15 protein-coding genes are annotated in these 20,024 nt (G+C 45.9%); 3 read left to right on the top strand and 12 right to left on the bottom strand.

Features of this window, described 5'->3' with window-relative positions; all coding sequences use genetic code 11:
• Positions 1-22 precede the first annotated feature (22 nt).
• Positions 23-949: a substrate-binding domain-containing protein gene (locus ACMX2I_RS04545; RefSeq protein WP_087991175.1), complete on the bottom strand. Its 927-nt coding sequence runs from the start codon at positions 947-949 to the stop codon at positions 23-25.
• Between the two features lie 110 nt (positions 950-1,059).
• Here ACMX2I_RS04545 and modA point away from each other — a divergent pair, with 110 nt between their 5' ends.
• Together modA and modB are read left to right on the top strand one after the other, a co-directional pair.
• Positions 1,060-1,842 carry a molybdate ABC transporter substrate-binding protein gene (gene modA / locus ACMX2I_RS04540; protein ID WP_414956300.1) on the top strand — a complete coding sequence of 261 codons (783 nt, stop codon included), beginning with the start codon at positions 1,060-1,062 and terminating at the stop codon, positions 1,840-1,842.
• A complete protein-coding gene (gene modB, locus ACMX2I_RS04535) occupies positions 1,814-2,506 on the top strand; it encodes a molybdate ABC transporter permease subunit (protein ID WP_289348164.1) in 693 nt (230 codons plus the stop codon). The genes modA and modB overlap by 29 nt, the downstream gene beginning before the upstream one ends.
• Positions 2,507-2,534: 28 nt before the next feature.
• Here the strand turns inward: modB and pgoN are convergent, their stop codons facing one another.
• The gene (pgoN, locus tag ACMX2I_RS04530) at positions 2,535-3,365 is read right to left on the bottom strand and encodes a glyoxal/methylglyoxal reductase (RefSeq protein ID WP_414956299.1); all 831 of its coding nucleotides are present in this window, start codon (positions 3,363-3,365) and stop codon (positions 2,535-2,537) included.
• Positions 3,366-3,587: 222 nt separating this feature from the next.
• Between pgoN and yvgO the strand changes: the two genes are divergently transcribed.
• Positions 3,588-4,073, top strand: coding sequence for a stress response protein YvgO (yvgO, locus tag ACMX2I_RS04525; protein WP_414956298.1), 486 nt, complete (start codon positions 3,588-3,590; stop codon positions 4,071-4,073).
• Between the two features lie 44 nt (positions 4,074-4,117).
• Here the strand turns inward: yvgO and ACMX2I_RS04520 are convergent, their stop codons facing one another.
• From ACMX2I_RS04520 to copZ, 10 genes are all read right to left on the bottom strand, one after another.
• Positions 4,118-6,130, bottom strand: coding sequence for a Na+/H+ antiporter (locus tag ACMX2I_RS04520; protein WP_414956297.1), 2,013 nt, complete (start codon positions 6,128-6,130; stop codon positions 4,118-4,120).
• A gap of 242 nt (positions 6,131-6,372) precedes the next feature.
• Positions 6,373-8,088 carry an assimilatory sulfite reductase (NADPH) hemoprotein subunit gene (cysI, locus tag ACMX2I_RS04515; RefSeq protein WP_414956296.1) on the bottom strand — a complete coding sequence of 572 codons (1,716 nt, stop codon included), beginning with the start codon at positions 8,086-8,088 and terminating at the stop codon, positions 6,373-6,375.
• Positions 8,089-8,113: 25 nt separating this feature from the next.
• A complete protein-coding gene (locus tag ACMX2I_RS04510; protein WP_414956295.1) occupies positions 8,114-9,934 on the bottom strand; it encodes an assimilatory sulfite reductase (NADPH) flavoprotein subunit in 1,821 nt (606 codons plus the stop codon).
• Between the two features lie 392 nt (positions 9,935-10,326).
• Entirely contained in the window at positions 10,327-12,651 is a 2,325-nt protein-coding gene (gene helD, locus ACMX2I_RS04505; RefSeq protein WP_414956294.1) for an RNA polymerase recycling motor HelD, read from the bottom strand.
• 192 nt (positions 12,652-12,843) lie between these two features.
• Positions 12,844-13,452 carry a trimeric intracellular cation channel family protein gene (locus tag ACMX2I_RS04500; RefSeq protein ID WP_087991133.1) on the bottom strand — a complete coding sequence of 203 codons (609 nt, stop codon included), beginning with the start codon at positions 13,450-13,452 and terminating at the stop codon, positions 12,844-12,846.
• Positions 13,453-13,634: 182 nt separating this feature from the next.
• Complete coding sequence (locus ACMX2I_RS04495) at positions 13,635-14,051, bottom strand: disulfide oxidoreductase (RefSeq protein ID WP_087991134.1); 417 nt, start codon at positions 14,049-14,051, stop codon at positions 13,635-13,637.
• Between the two features lie 5 nt (positions 14,052-14,056).
• Positions 14,057-14,725, bottom strand: a complete 669-nt coding sequence (locus tag ACMX2I_RS04490; RefSeq protein WP_253268577.1) for a DsbA family protein — start codon at positions 14,723-14,725, stop codon at positions 14,057-14,059.
• 121 nt (positions 14,726-14,846) lie between these two features.
• Positions 14,847-16,955 carry a heavy metal translocating P-type ATPase gene (locus ACMX2I_RS04485; protein WP_414956293.1) on the bottom strand — a complete coding sequence of 703 codons (2,109 nt, stop codon included), beginning with the start codon at positions 16,953-16,955 and terminating at the stop codon, positions 14,847-14,849.
• A gap of 361 nt (positions 16,956-17,316) precedes the next feature.
• Complete coding sequence (copA, locus tag ACMX2I_RS04480) at positions 17,317-19,728, bottom strand: copper-exporting P-type ATPase CopA (protein ID WP_414956292.1); 2,412 nt, start codon at positions 19,726-19,728, stop codon at positions 17,317-17,319.
• A gap of 83 nt (positions 19,729-19,811) precedes the next feature.
• Positions 19,812-20,021: a copper chaperone CopZ gene (gene copZ / locus ACMX2I_RS04475; protein WP_087991138.1), complete on the bottom strand. Its 210-nt coding sequence runs from the start codon at positions 20,019-20,021 to the stop codon at positions 19,812-19,814.
• Positions 20,022-20,024: the final 3 nt, after the last annotated feature.

The raw sequence follows: 20,024 nt of genomic DNA, 5'->3' as shown, positions 1-20,024 counted from the left end.
AAATCCCTCTTTGAGGGATTTTTTACGTTTCCAACATCACTTTGCCGGTGAGTTTTGTTTGATAGCCGTTCAAATGAGACAGATTCGCCTTGTATTCCTCAGCATTCAAGATGTCCTTCACGGCCTTCAGCAGCTGCTCATGTTTTTTCAAAACGACGATATCATATTGTTCGTCGATGAGCGGGATAAAATCAACACTGCCCATATGTGCCGCGTGCTGCGCCCCGATTCCCGCGTCAGCCTGTCCGCTTGAGACTTGTGAAGCGACAGCGTAATGATCGGTCACGATATCGCCGTATCCTTTTACATCAGCCGGTTTCACACCGAGCAAGCCAAGCTGTTCATCAAGCAGCACTCTTGCGCCAGAACCCTTTTCTCTGTTAATGATCCGGATATCTGCCCTTCTTAAGTCATCCCAGCCTTGAATGTTTTTCGGATTCCCTTTTTGAACATACAGTCCTGCTTTGCGGAGAACGACATTGATCAGACAAAACGGTTCACCTGACAAAATCCGTTTTACATAAGGCGCATTATACTGGCTGGTTTCCGCATCATACAAATGCAGGCTGACAATGTCACACTTGCCTTGATACATATCAATCAGGCTGTTTAAGCTTCCTTTGTATTTACGGAGCGGCGTCTCCTGAATCACATTCTCCAAATGCTTGCTGAGCAGATCCATCGAAATGTCCTGTCCGCTGATCATGACATTCTTTCTGCAGTCCGGCTCAGCCTCCTGCATCTGATTCGGCTCTTCGGCAGCAGAAATGGGCTGCGACATTCTCATATTCATCTTATATTGCTTTAAATCTTCTTCATCCACACGCATCTGCCTTCCGACACGGTAAGCAGGCAGCACGCCTTTTTTAATCAAATCATAAACGGTCAGCTTTGATACCTTCAGCAGACCTGCAACTTCTTCTATCGTATAGGAAGAGGTTTCATTCATCATTATCACTCTCCTATTTTATTATACCTTTTCGTCGAATGTAAAAAAACCCACATAAGCCAAACATAATCAGTTATAATTAGATATAACTAATTATAAGGGGTGCAATCATGTTTAAAAAGTATTCCATGTTAACAGCAGCCTTAACCGCTATTCTGCTTACAGCAGGCTGCTCCGCAAACCAGTCTTCATCGGATAGCGAGAAAAATGTAACGTTAACCATCTCAGCTGCCGCCAGTGCACAGGATGCCCTTGAGGAAATCCAACAAAACTACGAAAAAGAACATCAAAACATTAAAATCCAAGATAACTATGGCTCATCCGGCGCCTTGCAAAAACAGATTTCTCAAGGAGCGGGGGCAGATCTTTTCTTCTCAGCTGCTGAGGATAAATTTCAAAAGCTGTTAGATGATGGGGATATCGCCAAAAAAGACAGCACCGATTTAGTCGGCAATGAAATCGTGTTGGCCGTGCCGAAAAACGGCGATTCACCTGTGACAAGCTTCAGCAATCTGGCGGATTCAGAAAAAATCGCCCTCGGAACGCCGGAATCCGTGCCGGCGGGAGCTTACGGGAAAGAATCACTGACAAAGCTTTCTCTATGGGACAATGTGAAGGATAAGATCGTTTACGGAAAAGACGTTCGCCAAGTCCTTTCTTATGTAGAAACAGGCAATGTGGACGCAGGCGTTGTTTATAAAACTGATGCTCTGATCTCGAAAAAGGTCAAAATCATTGACGAGGCAAAAGTAAATACACACAGCCCGATTGTCTATCCATTAGGAATTGTAAACGATACAAAACACCGTAAGGAAGCGAAGGAATTTTACGATTACCTGCAATCTGATGAAGCAATGAAAGTATTTGAAAAATATGGTTTTACCGCCGAGTAGCATAAGCGTTTCAGCGTTTTTTACACCTGTTGTGCTTTCCTTTCAGGTGGCGGCAGTTGCCGGAATTGTTGTCATTATACTCGGAACCCTGGCTGGAGCACGGATGTCACGGGCATCATTTTTCGGAAAAACGGCGCTCGAAACATGTTTTATGCTTCCGCTCGTTCTTCCGCCCACTGTTGTCGGTTTTATCTTGATCGTCATTTTCGGAAAGCACAGTTTCATCGGACAAGCCATCGAGTGGATCTTTCATCAGCCTGTCATTTTCACCTGGTGGGCCGCTGTGATCGCCTCGGCTGTCGTGGCCTTTCCGCTTATGTATCAATCCGCCAAAACTGGATTTGCTGACATTGATCCCGATATACAGGGGGCTGCAATGGTAGACGGCGCCAGCAGATGGAAAGTGTTTATCCACATTTCCATCCCGCTCGCCTATCCTTCATTGCTGACCGGAAGCATCCTCAGCCTTGCACGGGCGCTCGGAGAATTCGGAGCAACACTGATGTTTGCAGGAAACATTCCCAGTGTTACGCAAACACTGCCGACGGCCATTTATGTCGCATTGGATTCCGGAAACAACACCCTTGCCTGGGCCTGGGTCGTCTGTATTGTTGTCATTTCCTTTTTGATGCTGTTTTTCATTCAACAGAAAAAACCACACTAAAAAACTCCCCGTCACGGGGAGTTTTTTATTAAAACAGAAGCTCATCAGGATTTGGACCGACGCGCTCATCTTTGTTTAACGCGTCAATTTTGTCCATGTCTTCTTGAGACAATTCGAAATCAAAAATATCAGCGTTTTCAATGATACGGTGTTCTTTAATGGATTTTGGAATCGTGACAACCTCATTCTGCAGATCCCAGCGCAAAATCACTTGAGCCACAGATTTATTGTGTTTTTCAGCAATCTGTGCGAGCACTTCGTTATCCAGCAGCTGTCCCTGCATGAGGGGAGACCATGCTTCCAGTTGGATGCCTTGTTTTTTACAATAGTCTCTTAATTCTTTTTGCGTCAAACGAGGGTGAAATTCCACTTGGTTGATCATCGGTTTGATTTCAGCATCTTTCAACAGCTCTTCTAAATGATGAACTTGGAAGTTACTGACGCCGATTGCGCGGATTTTGCCGTCTTTGTACAGCTTTTCAAGCGCGCGCCATGTATCTTTATATTTATCCTTGCCAGGCCAGTGGATCAAATATAAATCTAAGTAATCAAGCTGAAGTCTTTCCAAGCTTTTTTCAAAGGCAGCAAGCGTTGTTTCGTAGCCTTGATCTTCATTCCATACTTTGGAGGTAATGAAGAGCTCTTCTCTTGCCACACCGGATTCTTTAATCCCGATGCCAACGCCTTCTTCATTTTTGTAGATTGCTGCTGTATCAATGCTGCGATAGCCGTTTTTAATGGCAGCTTTCACAGATTCAGTCGCTTCACTTCCGTTTTCTACTTTAAAAACACCAAGACCGAACCAAGGCATTTCAACTCCGTTATGTAGTTTTACAGTATCTTTTAAACTTGTTGGCACTTGAACATCCACCCTTTCACTGAAATGTAAGCGTCTATATTATCTCACACTCCTCTTAGGCGATACCAATAATACGCTTAAGAGCCTCTTTTTGCTTCTTTTTTCACAGCATGGGGCGAGTGTTTCACTATTTTTTTCCTATTTTAACAATATTGAGATTACAAGTGGAATAAGCAGGGTATGCGATTAGTGTCACCAAATCAAAACAAAGGAGGAACCAAATTGAAACGTATGCGTATCCCGATGACACTTGCGTTAGGTGCAGCTTTGACCATCGCCCCTTTGTCCTTTGCTTCGGCTGAAGAAAATCCCGGTGCTCAGATTTCCAAGGCAACAACAGCCGGAACATCTGCCGCTGAGGTAGGTTTAAACGTCAACCTGGATGTACTTGGAATTGCCAACCAAATCGCCGATGCCATTAAATCCACACAGAACCGAGATGGATTTGTGAAAAACCTCATGGAGTCTTCCTTCTACGCATCCGGCCAAAAATATAACGTCATGGTATTTAATTTAAGCCAGGAATATGAAGATCACTTAAACGGTGTGCAATTTTACGGCTCAGCCGTTTACGACGGCATTACGTACGGCATTTGGGTATTTGAAGACGGAACCTTTACAAACAAAGGTGATGGCGGCTGGATCAACTGGGCCTTCAGAGGCTGGTTCGACCGGGATGGCAGCACTGTCGAATTCCATCGTCCCTAATATAGAAAAAAGCTGGCGCTCTAACGCCAGCTTTTTTGCTGCATCTATTCGCCGCCTTCAAGCATGGCGGCTTCCACATCATTAATGTATTGGCGAAGTTCATGGGAGATGTCCCGGGAAATTTCTCGCTTTTCGAAGAGCGTTTGAATTTCATTTCTGATCGCCTGCACAGCCTTCAGCTTCACTTCCAGCTTCTGAGTTTCAAATTGGGCGCTTGATTTCAGCTCATGATGACTGTGTTCCAGCCTGAAAATTAACTGTTTATAAAACGTAATGACAGATAAAAACACTTCTTTATGTTCTTCCGTCTTATGTTTTTCCAGATATTCAATTGCTGCTTTTGCCGTTTTCACTCTCGTTGCCTGTATCAATCCTGCTTCATTTAAAATCGGCAGCTCCGGCTTTTTATGTTCATCGAAGAAAATCCAATACATCAGCCGCTTGAGCCTTGTTTTTGATAATCCGACTTTAAATGGGTTGCCATACAAAATTTCTAATTCATTAAACCGTTCTTGCAGTACGTTTACTGTTTCTTCCGGGATGTCTCCCCGTTCCAGCATTTTCATCAATGCCTCATGCTCAGCGATAATGGCTTGCGCCCGGACTTTTCGCTCTTGTTTTTTGATACGATTAGATGAAGTATATTGCTGAAAACGAAGGTTTTTCATCTTTTCGTTGTATTCGCCTATCACCGCAAGAGAGGCTGTTTTGTTTGTATCGTTCATGTCCTCTTTAATCGTTTGGAGAGCTGTTTTAATCAATTTGCGTCTCGCCGTCAGCAGCTTTTTATTTCGTTTTTCGTCTTCTTCTTCTTTTTCAGTCAGAAGCGGCAACACAACGGCGGCAATGACAAGTGTGCATAAAATGACGCCGGCTGCCAAAAAGAGAATTAGATTTCTTTCCGGAAACGGTGTGCCATCCTCCAGAAAATACGGAATGGAGAAAGAGCCCGCAAGCGTTACAGCTCCGCGCACACCGGAAATCGAAAGTAACAGCGTCGAACGAAGACCCGGTTTATAAATGTTCTGGTCCTTATTAAAGAACCATTTTCCGTTCCAGAAGAACAGCACCCATAGAAATCTGAGGAGCATTAGCGTAAATGTGATCACAAGGATATAGCTGATTACCTTCATATTGCTAACTGCGGTGTCATTAAAGATAACGGAAATGACGTCCGGAATCTGTGCTCCGAGAATAACGAAGACCAGACCGTTCAAAATAAATAAAATAATGTTCCATGTACTCGAGGAGACGATTTGCAGTTTGGCCATCGTTGATTCCAGACGATCCTGTTCAACCGCATGGGTGATTCCACCCGCCACAACGGCTAAAATGCCGGAAACGGCGATTTCTTCCGCTGCCAAATAAATCACAAACGGCGTCAGAATTTGAATCAGCATATGCATTGTGACATCCTGCATGCCAAGACGGCGCAGGAAGAGGCGGAATCGAATAATGAAGAACGAAATGACAATCCCGCACAGCAAGCCTCCAAGAGAAATAAAGACAAAGCTGACAGCCGCTTGCGCTAATGAAAACGCACCGGTCACTGCTGCCGCAATCGCAAACTTAAAGGCCACCAGACCTGATGCGTCATTCATCAGCCCCTCTCCTTCAAGCAGGCGAAGAATGCCTTTTGGCATCTTCACTCTTCCTGATAATGCGCTGACAGCGACGACATCAGTCGGTGAAAGAATGGCCGCAAGTCCAAAAGCCGCTGCCAGCGGAATAGCAGGAATCATCCAGTGAATCGTGTATCCACCTACAATCACAGTCGCAAATACAAGGCCGAGTGCGAGCAATAAAATCGGAGCGCGTAAATTCCAAAGCTCCGCCCGCGGCGTTCTCTTCCCATCATTAAATAGAAGAGGCGCGATAAACAGAACAAAAAACAATTCGGTGTTTAATTCAAAATGAAGCCCCTGTGGAAATGAGGCCGCAAGAATCCCAAGCGCCACCTGAATCAGAGGCACGGGAATAAACGGAATAAACCGGTTCACGATATTGGATATCGCAATAATCGTTAATAAAACGAGAACAACTAAAAATATGTCCAAATACATGACCTCCTTCGTCTGAGATAGTCGATGGATCTGCTTGTCTAAAAGAGGCTGAGGCTGGGACGGCCTTGCATCCGATATGTGATGTCGGCAGGGGTTTCCTCCACACTTGTCTTCTTTTATAGTACCCTTTTTAGGGTATTATTTCTCACGATATGCTCATAGTGAATTTTTTTGCAGCAGGACAAATTTCAGGCAAAAAGAGACAGGGAGCTACCCCTGTCTCTCGTCTTTCTTTATCAGTTATGAAAATTAGTGCCGTCAGTTGTTGCTTTAATGATGCCTGCGCGAATGACAAAGTCACCGAAGTGCTCGCCTTCCTCGCGTTCTTTCGCATAACGTGAAAGAAGTACGCGCAGCTCGCTTAAAATGTCATCTTCACCGATGTTTTCACGGTACATTTTGCTTAAACGGCTACCATCAAATGCAGCACCAAGATACATATTATATTTGCCCGGCGCCTTTCCGATAAATCCAATCTCACCGAGTGCATGGCGTGCACAGCCGTTCGGGCACCCGGTCATGCGAATGGTGATTTCCTGATCACGAAGGCCGTTTTCGTCAATGATCTTTTCAACCTTATCTAAAAGGGTCGGCAAATAACGCTCTGCTTCAGCCATTGCCAATCCGCAGGTCGGAAGCGACACACACGCCATAGAGCTGCGGCGGAGCGCTGAATGGTGCTTGCCGTCAGTTAAGCCATATTGCTCAATTAATGCACTGATTTCATCTTTTTTGTCGCTTGAAACGTTCGCAATAATCAAGTTCTGATTGGATGTCAGACGGAACTCGCCTGTATGAACTTTGGCGATTTCCCGCAAGCCTGTCATCAGTTTATAATGATCGTAATCCGTCACACGGCCGCCTTCGACAAACAGCGTAAAATGCCATTTATCCTCAATGCCTTCCACCCAGCCGTAGCGGTCGCCGTTATGATCGAAATGATACGCCTTTGCTTCTTCCAAGCTCCAGCCGAGACGGTTTTCCAATTCTTCTTTTACAGTTTCTAAACCGAGGCGGTCAACGGTGTATTTGAACCGCGCATTTTTGCGGACAGAACGGTTTCCGTAATCACGCTGAATCGTAATCGTTTTTTCAGCAACGTCATACATTTGCTCAGGACGGCAGAACCCGATCACCTTGGCTAATTGCGGATATGTCGCTGTGTCGCCATGCGTCATTCCCATACCGCCGCCGATTGCCACGTTAAAACCGATCAGTTCGCCATCTTCGACAATCGCAATGAATCCGAGATCTTGTGAAAAGACGTCTATATCATTAGATGGCGGGACGGCAATACCGATTTTAAATTTCCGCGGCAGATAGAGCGGGCCGTACATTGGCTCGACTTCTTCCTCAGGCGTGCCGGCCACTTTTTCCTCATCAAGCCAGATTTCATGATAAGCTCTCGTTCGAGGCAGCAGATCGTCACTTAATTTTTTAGACCACTCATATACCTCTGAGTGGATTTCAGACTGATAAGGGTTCGATGCGCACATCACGTTGCGGTTTACGTCTCCGCAGGCTGCGATCGTATCCAAAAGAGCTGAGTGGATCGTCTGAATGGTTTTCTTCATGTTCCATTTCAGAATTCCGTGCATTTGGAATGTTTCACGTGTCGTCAGTTTTAATGTGCCGTTCCCGTATTTCTGGGATAGGTCATCCATGACAAGCCATTGTTCAGGTGTTGAGACGCCTCCTGGCATACGTACGCGCAGCATGAACTGATAGGCCGGTTCAAGTTTTTGCTTTTGGCGTTCATTGCGGAGGTCACGGTCATCCTGCAAATAACTGCCGTGGTGTTTCATCAGGCGGTTGTCATCATCCGGAATTCCGGCACTGATCCGGTCCAGCATCACTTCTTTCAGTGTGCCGCGTAAATAATCACTTTCTTCTTTAATGCGTTCAACATCACTTGGAGAGCCGTCCGGTGCTTTTAAGATTTTGGTCACCATGTTGAAAAACTCCTTTCAAGTCAAATCAGTATACATCACGCTGATAGCGTTTTTGCTGCTGCATATCGGCAAGATAAGCTTCTGCTTCTTCGCGGCTCATATTGCCTTCTTTCTCGATAATGTCAAGTAATGTGTGATGGACGTCATGCGCCATGTGTTTTTCATCACCGCAAATGTAAACAGCCGCGCCTTCTTGAAGCCATTCGAACAATGCTGCACTCTGTTCAAGCATGCGGTGCTGCACATATACTTTTTCTTCCGTATCACGTGAGAACGCCACATCCATTTTTGTCAGCACACCGTCTTTGATCCAATTCTGCCACTCTGTCTGATAAAGGAAATCCGTGACAAAATGCTGATCGCCAAAGAACATCCATGCTTTGCCTTCCACTCCTGCCTCCTCACGCTCCTGCATAAAGGAACGGAACGGCGCGACGCCTGTCCCAGGGCCGACCATGATAATCGGTGTTTCAGGATCTTTCGGAAGCTTAAAGTTTTGATTATGCTGGACATAAACAGGCAGTGTGTCTCCTGGTTGCAGACGCTCCGCGCATAAAATCGAGCAGACGCCTTTTCGTTCACGGCCGTGCGCATCGTAGCGGACTGCGCCGATCGTTACATGTACTTCATCCGGATTAGCGGATAAACTGCTCGCGATTGAATAGAGTCGGGCCGGCATTTTTCGCAGAATCGAAACAAACTCCTGCGCCGATACGCTGAACGGGCCATAATCACGAACGAGATCAAGCAAATCGCGTCCTTCAAGATATGCTTTTACGTTCCCCTCATTTCCCGGGGCTAAAAGCTCTCTAAGCCCATCGCTCCCTGACAGCTGGGCAGCCTGTTCAAGAAGCGGTTTTGTGAGAACAGTAATTTCATAGTGAGAAATCAGCGCTTCTTTAAGCGGCCGTACATCACCTTGCTTATTAAGGGTCACAATTTCTTCGGGGTTCCAATTCATTTCCTTAAGCAGCAGCTCAACAAGCTCCGGATCGTTTTCCGGATAGACGCCGAGGCTGTCACCAGGCTCATAAGTCAGGCCAGATCCTTCAAGAGACAGCTCGACATGGCGTGTTTCTTTATTTGATCCTCGGCCGTTCAAATTTAAATTTTCTAACACTTCAGCCCGAAACGGGTTTGTTCTGGAGTAAGAAGACTCACCGATTTGAGGCGAAGCTGCTCCTGGCGCAGGTGCGGCGCTTCCGCCCCCGGCTTCACTTAAGCCCTCAAATACACCCTCAAGCCATTCAGCTGCCGGCTCATCATAGTCAAGATCGCAATCAACGCGCGGAGAAATTCGTTTGCCGCCGATTTCTTCTAAGCGCTGATCAAATTCCTTCCCTGTCTGGCAGAAAAATTCGTACGAGCTGTCACCAAGCGCCAAAACAGAAAAACGAAGGTCTTCAAGCTTAGGCGCCCGTCTTCCATGCAAAAATTCATGAAACGACAGCGCGTTATCAGGCGGCTCACCTTCACCGTGCGTGCTGACGACGATCAAAAGATTGTTGATTTTCTTCAGCTGATTCGGCTTAAAATCGCTCATGGATGAGACAGTGACTTGAAAACCGCGCTCCTCAAGCTGCTTGCCGGCATTTTCTGCAAGCCCCTGTGCGTTTCCCGTCTGTGAACCATAAAGAACGGTCACTTCTTTTGAAACGGCCGGTGCCGCCGCTTCTTCAGACACAATAGCCGCAGGGGCCCCCGCGGTTTCTTGGGCGGGAACGGATTGCGCGGATAAATATCCGCTCAGCCAGATTTTCTGAGATTCGGTCAAAGTTGGCAGAAGGCGGTTAAGGAGCTCTGCCTGCTCCTGATTAAACGGACTGTTCATTACCTGAAGTTGCAACGTATCCACCTCACAAAGTTATAAACTGATCGAAAATTGCATCTAATTGAACTTTACCGGAATACTAGGTTTAAGTAAAATATATTTACATGATGATAACTATTAAGATTCCTAATGATAAAACCGCCTTGTTTCTTTCATTTAAATAGAAAAAGAGAAGGAGTCCTTCTCTACACAAATAAACGTAGCTTTAGGGTTTTGTCATCTTTAACCCTTGAATTCTAGGAAGGACGTACATTGGGGCAGACTTCTGCAGGATGGGGTGACAGCGGCGTTTGGGCAGGATCTCGAGCATTTAGCCGCTGAGTTTTTTTCAAGTGAGCACCAATACGCATGCTTGACAACAAGCGAGGGTTTGTCGGCACGCTAAAAAGAGAAGGTTCCCCTTCTCTTCACTCAGCATTCTGATATAAGTGGGGCGGCACGGCCGTTACAAAAGGACTTGCCTTACCTGTATATAACACCGCCAGCATATGCATCGCCCGGGTGCAGGCAGTGTATAAGAGCCTGCGGTCGTGCTCTGTTTGATAATGTTCTTCCGATGCATCATAGACAAGGACTGCGTCAAACTCAATTCCCTTCGCTAAATAAACCGGAATGACACAAACTCCCTTTTGAAATGTTTGATTTTCTTTATGAATCAGCCGGATATCTATATATTCGCTTATGTAAGCGTGCGCCTGTATGCATTGCTGGGCAGTCTTGCAAATGACGGCGATCGTTTCATGCCCTTGCTTCTTGAGCCGTTCCATTTCTTTCGTGAGCTTTTGACAAAGATCCTCACGCCCTTCGGTTTTGAAAACGAGAGGCATTTCCCCGTTTCTGTTAAAAGGCTCAATATCCGCTCCGTCCTGAAGCATCGCTTTTGTTAGATCGACAATCTGCCTTGTCGATCTGTACGTTCTCTTTAAACGAATATATTCAGCCGGCTCACCTTCAAAGCACGCATCCATATGCTTTGCGCCATGTATGGTATGGGCGTAGATGGACTGATTGATATCACCGAGCACTGTCATGCTGGCGGCCGGAAAAATGCTTCTCATGTAAGCCATCTGAAACGGTGAATAGTCCTGAGCTTCGTCGATAAAAAGATGTTTGATCTTCGTATTTTTCTTTCTGCCTTCGATCAAATCCTGCATATAAAGAAACGGCGCCGCATCCTCATAGAGCAATTTATTTTCCGCAAATGCCGATCGGGTCAGCGCTCCTATCGCTGCCGTCTCCGCATGCTGAAATTTCCCTCCCCAGCTGGAAAACAAATGCAAATACAGCTGTTTGACATCCAGAAACGCAAAGAGCCTGACCGCCTGTTTGAGCGGATTGAACGCCTTTTTCACAATGATGGCGGCAAGCAGTTGCTGCTCTCTTTGATAATCGTTAAACGTGCTCTCACTGAACTGTTTCCTTTCCTGGAGTTTTTTGTACACGTCCAGGTAATCCTCTTTGTCGAGCAGCTCAGCTTCCTGAACGACCCAATCCTTACGCCGTTCCTTTTTCTCAAATGTATTAAGTTCACTCAGCAGCCACTTTGCCGTTTGCTCCATCCGGTTCGGAATGGACTGGTGTTGATCCAATGAGTAAAAATAGGATTGAATTTGTTCCTTTGTAATCAGTTTTTGTCCGCGGAAGACGATATTTTTAAAGATCATTCCTTCGGAGGACAGCCGGCTGACGTATTCATCAATGAATTGCTGAAAAGATAAGCCCGCCTTCCATGTGATTGCCGTAAGCCTTGACGGAAAACCGCCTTTCTTTGATTCGCTCAGGCAATATTCGAGCTGATCAAAGGGGCTTTCACATAGGAACTTGCGGCCAAGCCGGTGCTCGATATATTCCTGAAACGTCGCCTGTTCCATATTCTCTTCCCCTAACTCAGGCAAAACAGAGGAGACATAGCTGTTAAATAAAAAGTTTGGAGAAAATAAAACGATTTGTCCGGCATCAATAACGCCGCGGTACCTGTATAACAAATAAGCGACGCGCTGGAGTGCTGCCGATGTTTTCCCGCTGCCAGCTGCTCCCTGCACGATCAGAAATTTGCTTTTTTCATTACGGATAATCTGATTTTGTTCTTTCTGAATTGTAGACACGATGTTTTTCATTTGGGTATCAGATTGATGGCTCAAGACCTCTTGCAGCATTTCATCACCGATCGTCATATCAGTATTAAACAATGCCTTGAGAGCGCCGTTTTTAATGATAAACTGGCGTTTCAGCACCATTTCGCCTTCTATCGTTTCTCCGGGCACTTCGTACTCCGCTTTTCCTGGGGAATAATTGTAGTACATACTAGATATCGGCGCCCTCCAGTCATAGATCAGAAAGTGTTCCTCCTTCTCATCCATGCAAGAAGCTAAGCCGATATAAATTCGCTCTGCCTGTTCCTCGCCGTTTTCAATAAAATCAATCCGGCCGAAATAAGGCGATGCTTTTAATTGATGAATTCGTTTGAGCTGCTGATCCATACGCCGATGATTTCGTTCCCGATCAGACAGCAGCTCCGCCTGCTGCTTAATGCTTGCCATCGTTTCAACCGCTTCATGGGTATCATCAAGATTGACCGTAACATCCTCCCAAAAGCTTTTTCTTAATCCGATAATATCATGCTTTAACCCGCCTGCAGACGTTTCCAGAAACCGCTCTTTTCGGCCGAGCTCCTGCAGTACCTCATCTATTCTTGACTGTTCTTCCTTCCATTCCTTATCCTGCTGATTCATGGACGGCACCTCCAGAAAATAGTTGACAAATTCAGATGAAATACTGTAAAATAAAATTGGATATATATTATAAATATGATAAAAACAAGCAAATACAATTTATCTTAGCACATTTACCCAATATCTATCAAGGTTTGGGTTATTTATATGCAAAAAAACCGATTTCAAATTGAAATCGGTTTTTTTATGATGTTAGTTATCTAAGCGAAAAGAACGGTTTGGCAGCTTCCAATTAAACATATAGGAACAAACGCGGCAAACAACGAGCACGAAAAACAGAACGTACAAGCCAAATGAGTTTCCCAGCCAGCCCAAGCCGACGATTAAACCGCCGAGAGCCGCCCAGACCGCATAAATTTCCGCTTTCAGCACAAGCGGTTTGCGTCCGGCAAGAAGATCGCGAATGATTCCACCGCCGCTTCCCGTCAGGACCGCAGCCACGATAACGGCACTAAGCGGATGACCCATTTTGACGGCATACAGTGCGCCTTGGATGGCGAAGGCCGCGAGACCGATCGCATCTGATAAGTTGCCCCACTTGTTCCAATGCCTCAGCAGCAGCTTCGGAAACAGAAACACAATCGTAATGGAGAGGAGGGCGATTTGAAAGTACGCGCCCTGCTCCCATAATGCCGACACCGGAACACCGATCAGCAAATTGCGGATCGCTCCTCCTCCAAAAGCTGTGACAATCCCTAATATATAAACTCCTAAAATATCATATTCCTCTTCCATCGCAACAATTGCGCCGCTGACTGCAAACGCAATGATGCCAATCACACTGAGCAGCTCCCAAGCCATTCTGATGACTCCCTTTATGTTTGTTAAATTTTCTGACGACCTCTAGATTTTATAATCGCTCAAGCGTAAAATCAATAACATTTTCACGATAAAAAAAGATAAATTTAGAGGGAGTACACCAAATGCTATTGAGCTGTCATTTACAGATGAAAAAACGCCCGGTATAAGCGGACGCTTTTTGGTTATTCAGATTTTTCGCCTTTCAGCAGACACATAAAAACAATAATCAAGATAAAAGCAATCAGGGCTAGAAATGGAATGGTCATAAAACCGAACCAGTTAATATATTGGCCTGAGCACGGCACGCCGCTTACACAAGGCTTAATGCCGGAAAAGCCCGGCACTTTCTGCTCTAAGTAATGCATGATCGAAATAAATGCCCCGATAATCGCCATCGGAAGCGCATATTTTTTCACGCGTGTGTCCCCTTGAAAGGTGGCGATTCCTAAAATCAGGACGAGCGGATACATGAGGATACGCTGGTACCAGCACAGTTCACATGGAATAAACTTTTTGATTTCACTGAAATACAGGCTGCCGAGCATAGCGGTAAGAGCGACAACCCAGGAAGCATATAAACATACAATTCTATTTTTCATATGATTTACTTCCCTTTCAGCTCTTTTTCTATCGTTTCTTTGATTTCATCATAATCCGCAAATTTTTTGATCACTTTATCATTGACGTAAATCGTCGGGGTTGCTTTTATGTTCATTTTTTGATTAAGTTCGGAATCTCTTTCCACTTGGGAAGCGAATGTTTCCTTATCAAGATTGTCCTTGAGCGTCTCAGGATTGACCTTCGTGGTGCTTTTGGCAACATCACCGAGAACGGCCGGGGTTACCCATTCCTGTTCTGTGTCCGGCTGTTTGTCGAACAGCTTTTCATGGAATGCCCAGAAAGAGTCAGGATCTTCTTTCCATACTTCTTCTGATGCAAGAGCCGCTAATATTGAACCTTTTCCATGGAACATGACGTTCACGAATGAAAATTTCACATCGCCCTTATCAATAAAGTCTTTCTGTATTTTTGGGAAGATGTCACTGTTAAACATTTTACAAGACGGACATTTATAATCTCCGAATTCAACTACAGTTACCGGTGCATCATCCTTGCCGAGCACAGGCTGGCCTTTGATAGACGGCTGTCCGGAAACCGCTTCATTGCCTTGTTCCGTTTTGTTATTAATAATGACAATGGCTGCTAACAAGACAACAACCACAACCGTAAGGATGACCGCGAATTTCGCAGAAGACTGCTGTTTCTTTTTCACTCCGACACCTCATCGTTTTAAAATTATAAAAAAGAAGCGGATCGCAATTGACCCGCTTCTTTATTTTAACAAGACAAGCGCCGATAAGAAAAGCCCGAAAAAATGAATTCTCTCCGACAATTTATCTGTTTTTGAGACGCATAACGCGCATGGCGTTTGCCACAGCGAGCAGCGTAACGCCGACATCTGAGAAAACCGCTTCCCACATAGTTGCAATTCCGAATGCTCCGAGAATGAGAAAGATCGCTTTCACGCCTAAAGCAAAGCCGATGTTTTGCCATACGATCCGCCGTGTCCGTTTGGCAATCCGAATCGCTTCGGCTATTTTTGAAGGCTGATCTGTCATCAGCACGACGTCTGCTGCTTCTACCGCGGCGTCTGAGCCAAGGCCGCCCATGGCCGCTCCGATATCCGCGCGCGCAAGCACCGGCGTATCATTGATGCCGTCACCGACAAAAATGAGTTTTTCATTTGGCGAAAGCTTGGCTTCTAATGCTTCACCCCGCGCGACTTTATCCTGCGGCAGCAACTCCGCATATACCTCGTCGATGCCAAGCTGTTTTCCGACGGCTTCTCCCGTTTGTTTTGAATCACCTGTCAGCATAATTGTCTGTTTGATTCCAAGCGACTTCAGATCAGCAATCGCCTGTGCCGCGTCTTCTTTTGCTTCATCCGCTATGATGATTGCTCCGGCATAATGTTGATCAACAGCAATGTGTACGATTGTTCCTGCTTTTTGATCCGGGACGCCTTTAATCTGTTCTCTTTCCATGAGCTTCTGATTCCCAGCAAGGATTTCTGTTCCGTTTACTTTTGCAAAAATGCCGTGGCCGGATATTTCCTCATATGACTCTATCGCGTCAGAGGAAAGCGTCTTTCCGTAAGCTTTACGCACAGATTCAGCAATAGGATGCTGGGAATGAAGCTCAGCATATGCCGCCGCTTCAAGTAATTTTTCCTTTGTAAATCCTTCCGCGGGTTTAATTTCTGTCACTTCAAAACTGCCTTTTGTTAATGTTCCTGTCTTATCAAACACCGCGTATTTAACTTGATTCAAGGCTTCTAAATAATTGCTTCCCTTCACAAGCACTCCGGCCTTAGAGGCTGCGCCGATTCCGCCGAAGAAACCGAGCGGTATAGAGACAACAAGCGCACATGGACAAGAAATCACTAAGAAAATAAGCGCGCGGTACACCCAATCGGAAAGTGCGGCGCCGGGAATAACCAGCGGCGGGACAAAGGCCAGCAATACCGCGATGATCACGACAGCAGGTGTATAATACTTGGCAAACTTCGTGATAAAGTTTTCTGTCCGGGCTTTACGGCTGCTCGCATTTTGAACCAAATCTAATATTTTTGATACTGCAGATTCCTGATAGCCCTTTGTGACTTCAATATGCAGAACGCCGTTTTGATTGATAAAGCCTGACATCACATCTTGTCCTTCTGTAGCTTTTCTTGGAACAGACTCACCTGTCAATGCAGACGTATCAACCATCGCTGATCCTTGTACGACCTTACCGTCAAGGGGTATGCTTTCTCCGGGATTTACCACAATGATGTCTCCTATCTTTACGTCCTCTGGAGAAACCAGTTCGATGCCGTTCTTTGTTTTGACATTGGCGTAATCAGGCCGTATGTCCATTAACGCACTGATTGATTTTCTGGAACGGCTGACCGCGGCTCCTTGAAAAAGCTCACCGATTTGGTAAAACAGCATAACGGCAACGCCTTCAGGGTATTGCTTAATCAGAAAAGCGCCGATTGTGGCAAGGGCCATTAAGAAATGCTCATCAAACACCTGACCGCGGCTGATGTTTTTGATTGCCCGGATGACAATATCACCGCCGATGATCAAATAGGCAGCGAGGAAAAGGAAAAATTCGATTGTTCCGGAATGAACGACATATGCCGCTGCTCCTAAAATGACAGCAACTGCCATTCTGATCAGCATATTGATCATTCGATTGCGATAGCCGTCTTCAGCTGATTTCTTTTTATGCTTTTGGCGAACTGTTACATGCGGATCGATTGATTTTACTTTTTTCTCTACCTTATTGGCGACCCATTGCTCTTCTTTCCCACCGGCTGAGACAGTCAAGGTGCTTGCCGCAAAATTTACCGCGCATCCGTCAATGCCTTTTATGCCTTTAACTCCGTTTTCAATTTTTTGGGCACAATTGCTGCAATCCAAACCGTCCAGAATGTATTCCTGTTTCACTAGTCTCACCTTACCTTCCGATTTAGGGTTCCCTCTTCAAAGCGTATCAATGAGTGTCGGCAACTAAATTATATATATGAGCATATAATCATATATTGATTACATTTATTATATGGCTTTTACCAAGAAAGTGTCAATGATAAACAAAAACCGGCATATCGCCGGTTTTTCGGTTGTTGACAGCATGATTGAACACCCTTGAAATCTAGAAAGGACGAGCATTGGAGCAGACTTTCACAGGATGTGATGACGGCGGCCTTTAGACAGGACGTCTGGAATTTAACCGCCGTTCCATTCTTTCATTGAGCACCAACGCGCAGGCCTGACAACGAATCTGAGGGTTTCTCGATAAGCTGAAAAACCGGCATATTTATTTTACTTTTTGCAGACGCAACGCATTCAGAACAACGGAAACGGAGCTGAATGCCATTGCTGCTCCCGCTATCCATGGCGCTAAAAATCCGAGCGCTGCGATCGGGATGCCGAGGCTGTTATAGCCAAGCGCCCAGAATAAGTTTTGTTTAATGTTTTTCATCGTTAATCTGCTCATGCGGATTGCATCAGCAATGCTATTCAAATCGCCGCGTATAAGCGTAATGTCCGCTGTTTCCATGGCAATATCCGTACCTGTTCCAATCGCCATGCCGATATCGGCTGTAGCTAGCGCCGGCGCATCGTTAATTCCGTCGCCTACCATGGCCGTCTGGCGCCCTTCTTTTTGCAGGCGGGAAATTTCTGCCGCCTTTTGTTCAGGAAGGACTTCCGCAATGACACTCGTAATTCCCGCTTCCTTCGCGATGGCTTCTGCAGTTCTGCGATTGTCACCTGTCATCATGATGACATCCAAGCCTAACGCATTCAGACGGGCCACTGCCTCTCGTGACGTGTCTTTTATCGTATCGGCAACAGCTACAAGCCCCGCGGCTTCACCATTAATCGAGACAAGCATAACCGTTTTCCCTTCTGCCTCAAGTTCTTCCATTTGGGCAAGAAGATCCCCATGTTCGATCTGTTCGCTCTCCATTAACTTTCTTGTGCCGACGAGAATGGTTTTGCCTCCGGCTTCAGCCAAAATGCCTGCGCCTACCTTTGCTTCAAAGCTGTTCAGCTTCGGTATTTCAAGCCCTTTTCCTTTCACGCCGGCAACAATCGCTTCGCCGAGCGGATGCTCCGATCCCGTTTCAGCCGCCGCCGTAAACTGAAGCAGTTCTGTCTCTTCGAAATGGCCGAATGGAATGGCATCTGTCAATCGCGGCTTCCCGTTTGTCACAGTTCCGGTTTTATCGAGAACAATCGTATCGAGACGATGTGTTTTTTCTAAATGTTCGCCGCCTTTAAAGAGAATCCCGAATTCAGCCGCGCGGCCAGATCCAGCCATAATGCTCGTCGGAGTGGCAAGGCCCAGCGCACAAGGGCAGGCGATGACGAGCACCGCAATAACCTTACTGATCGCTTCGGCAAAATCGCCGGGAGCCGCCCAGAGATACCAAATGAGGAAAGTGAGAACGGCAATCCCCAATACAATGGGGACAAAAATGCCGGATATCTGATCAGCGAGACGCTGGATCGGCGCTTTTGACCCTTGTGCTTCCTCGACGATTTTAATGATATGAGAAAGCGCGGTATCCTTTCCGACATTGATAGCTTTGATTTTCAGAAATCCATTTGAGTTAACGGTTGCGCCTGTCACGCTGTCACCCGGATTTTTATCAACTGGAAGGCTTTCTCCTGTAATCATCGATTCATCTACAGCCGAGCGGCCTTCAATCACTTCTCCATCGACAGGAATTCGTTCGCCCGGTTTGACGTAAACAATGTCGTTTACCAGCACTTCTTCTATGGGTATGATTTGCTCCTGTCCGTCTCTTACGACAGTCGCTGTTTTCGCTTGAAGCTTCATCAGCTTTTTAATGGCATCCGAAGAACGGCCCTTTGCTTTTGTTTCAAACAGCTTCCCTAACAAAATCAGCGTCAGCAATATCGCGCTTGTTTCATAGTAAAGGCCGGCTGTATGGCCATGGGAACCGAGGCTTTGGATCGTAATATAAAGGCTATAAGCATAAGCAGCCGTCGTTCCTAGCGCAACCAACACATCCATATTAGCGCTTTTATTTCTGAGCGCCTTATACGCACCCGTATAAAACGGCCAGCCGATCAGAAACTGCACTGGAGTCGCCAGCGCAAACTGCATCCACGGATTAAGGAATATATCCGGCACCCAAATGAACGAGGTAAATGTAAAATGGCTCACCATCGCCCAAAGTAGCGGAAACGATAGAACCGCTGAAAAGATCAGTCTCGCCGTTTGCTTCCGTTCTTCTTTCTTTTTAGAAGCTGCGGAATCCCGTTGTTCATCGTCTTTCAGCTTAAGCTTATATCCCAGTTTATCTATCGCTTCTTTCAACTCGCTGACAGACGCTTCTTTTGGATTGTACTCGACCGCAACCGTTTCTAAAGCGAAGTTTACAGGAGCTTTTGTGACGCCTTCTATTTTGTTAAGCCGCTTTTCAATCCGATTGGCGCAAGCCGCACACGTCATGCCTTCAATATCGAATTCAGCTTTTTCTGTTATGACGTGATAGCCCAGCTTTTCAATTTTTTCCTGAATCGCTGCAGCTCCTGTTTCAGCAGGATCGTAGGTGACATTTGAGGTTTCCGTTGCCATATTGACATTGGCATCCGTGACACCCGGCATCCGCTTGAGGCCTTTTTCAATTCTGGAGGCACATGCCGCACAGGTCATACCAGATACCTGCATCGCAATTTCCTTTTGTTCACTCAACATACTCACTCCTTTATATACACCAGGGGGGTATATAAAAATGAAAGAAATACCGCGCCTTCATAAAGGCGCGATACCTTGAATCAATCGGCTACATCATAGCCCTGATCTTCTATCGCATCCGCAATGTCTTTGACTGATACTTTGTCAGCATCAAACGAAATATCGACTTTTCCCGCTTCCAGATTGACATGCACAGCACTTACCCCATCCAGTTCTCCCACGCTCGTTTCTACTGCTTTGACGCAGTGCTGACATGACATTCCTTCAACTTGCAATGTTTTTTGGTCCATATG

The organism is Bacillus sp. SW14 (assembly GCF_047608225.1).
GTDB lineage: Bacteria > Bacillota > Bacilli > Bacillales > Bacillaceae > Bacillus > Bacillus subtilis_G.
This window is presented reverse-complemented; position numbering and strand designations above follow the sequence as displayed.

Excerpts from the sequence above, each read along its gene's own strand:
- modA (WP_414956300.1), top strand. The coding sequence starts at position 1,060 with ATGTTTAAAAAGTATTCCATGTTAACAGCAGCCTTAACCGCTATTCTG.
- ACMX2I_RS04500 (WP_087991133.1), bottom strand. The coding sequence starts at position 13,452 with ATGGCTTGGGAGCTGCTCAGTGTGATTGGCATCATTGCGTTTGCAGTC.
- ACMX2I_RS04545 (WP_087991175.1), bottom strand. The coding sequence starts at position 949 with ATGAATGAAACCTCTTCCTATACGATAGAAGAAGTTGCAGGTCTGCTG.
- helD (WP_414956294.1), bottom strand. The coding sequence starts at position 12,651 with ATGAATCAGCAGGATAAGGAATGGAAGGAAGAACAGTCAAGAATAGAT.
- ACMX2I_RS04495 (WP_087991134.1), bottom strand. The coding sequence starts at position 14,051 with ATGAAAAATAGAATTGTATGTTTATATGCTTCCTGGGTTGTCGCTCTT.
- cysI (WP_414956296.1), bottom strand. The coding sequence starts at position 8,088 with ATGGTGACCAAAATCTTAAAAGCACCGGACGGCTCTCCAAGTGATGTT.
- copZ (WP_087991138.1), bottom strand. The coding sequence starts at position 20,021 with ATGGACCAAAAAACATTGCAAGTTGAAGGAATGTCATGTCAGCACTGC.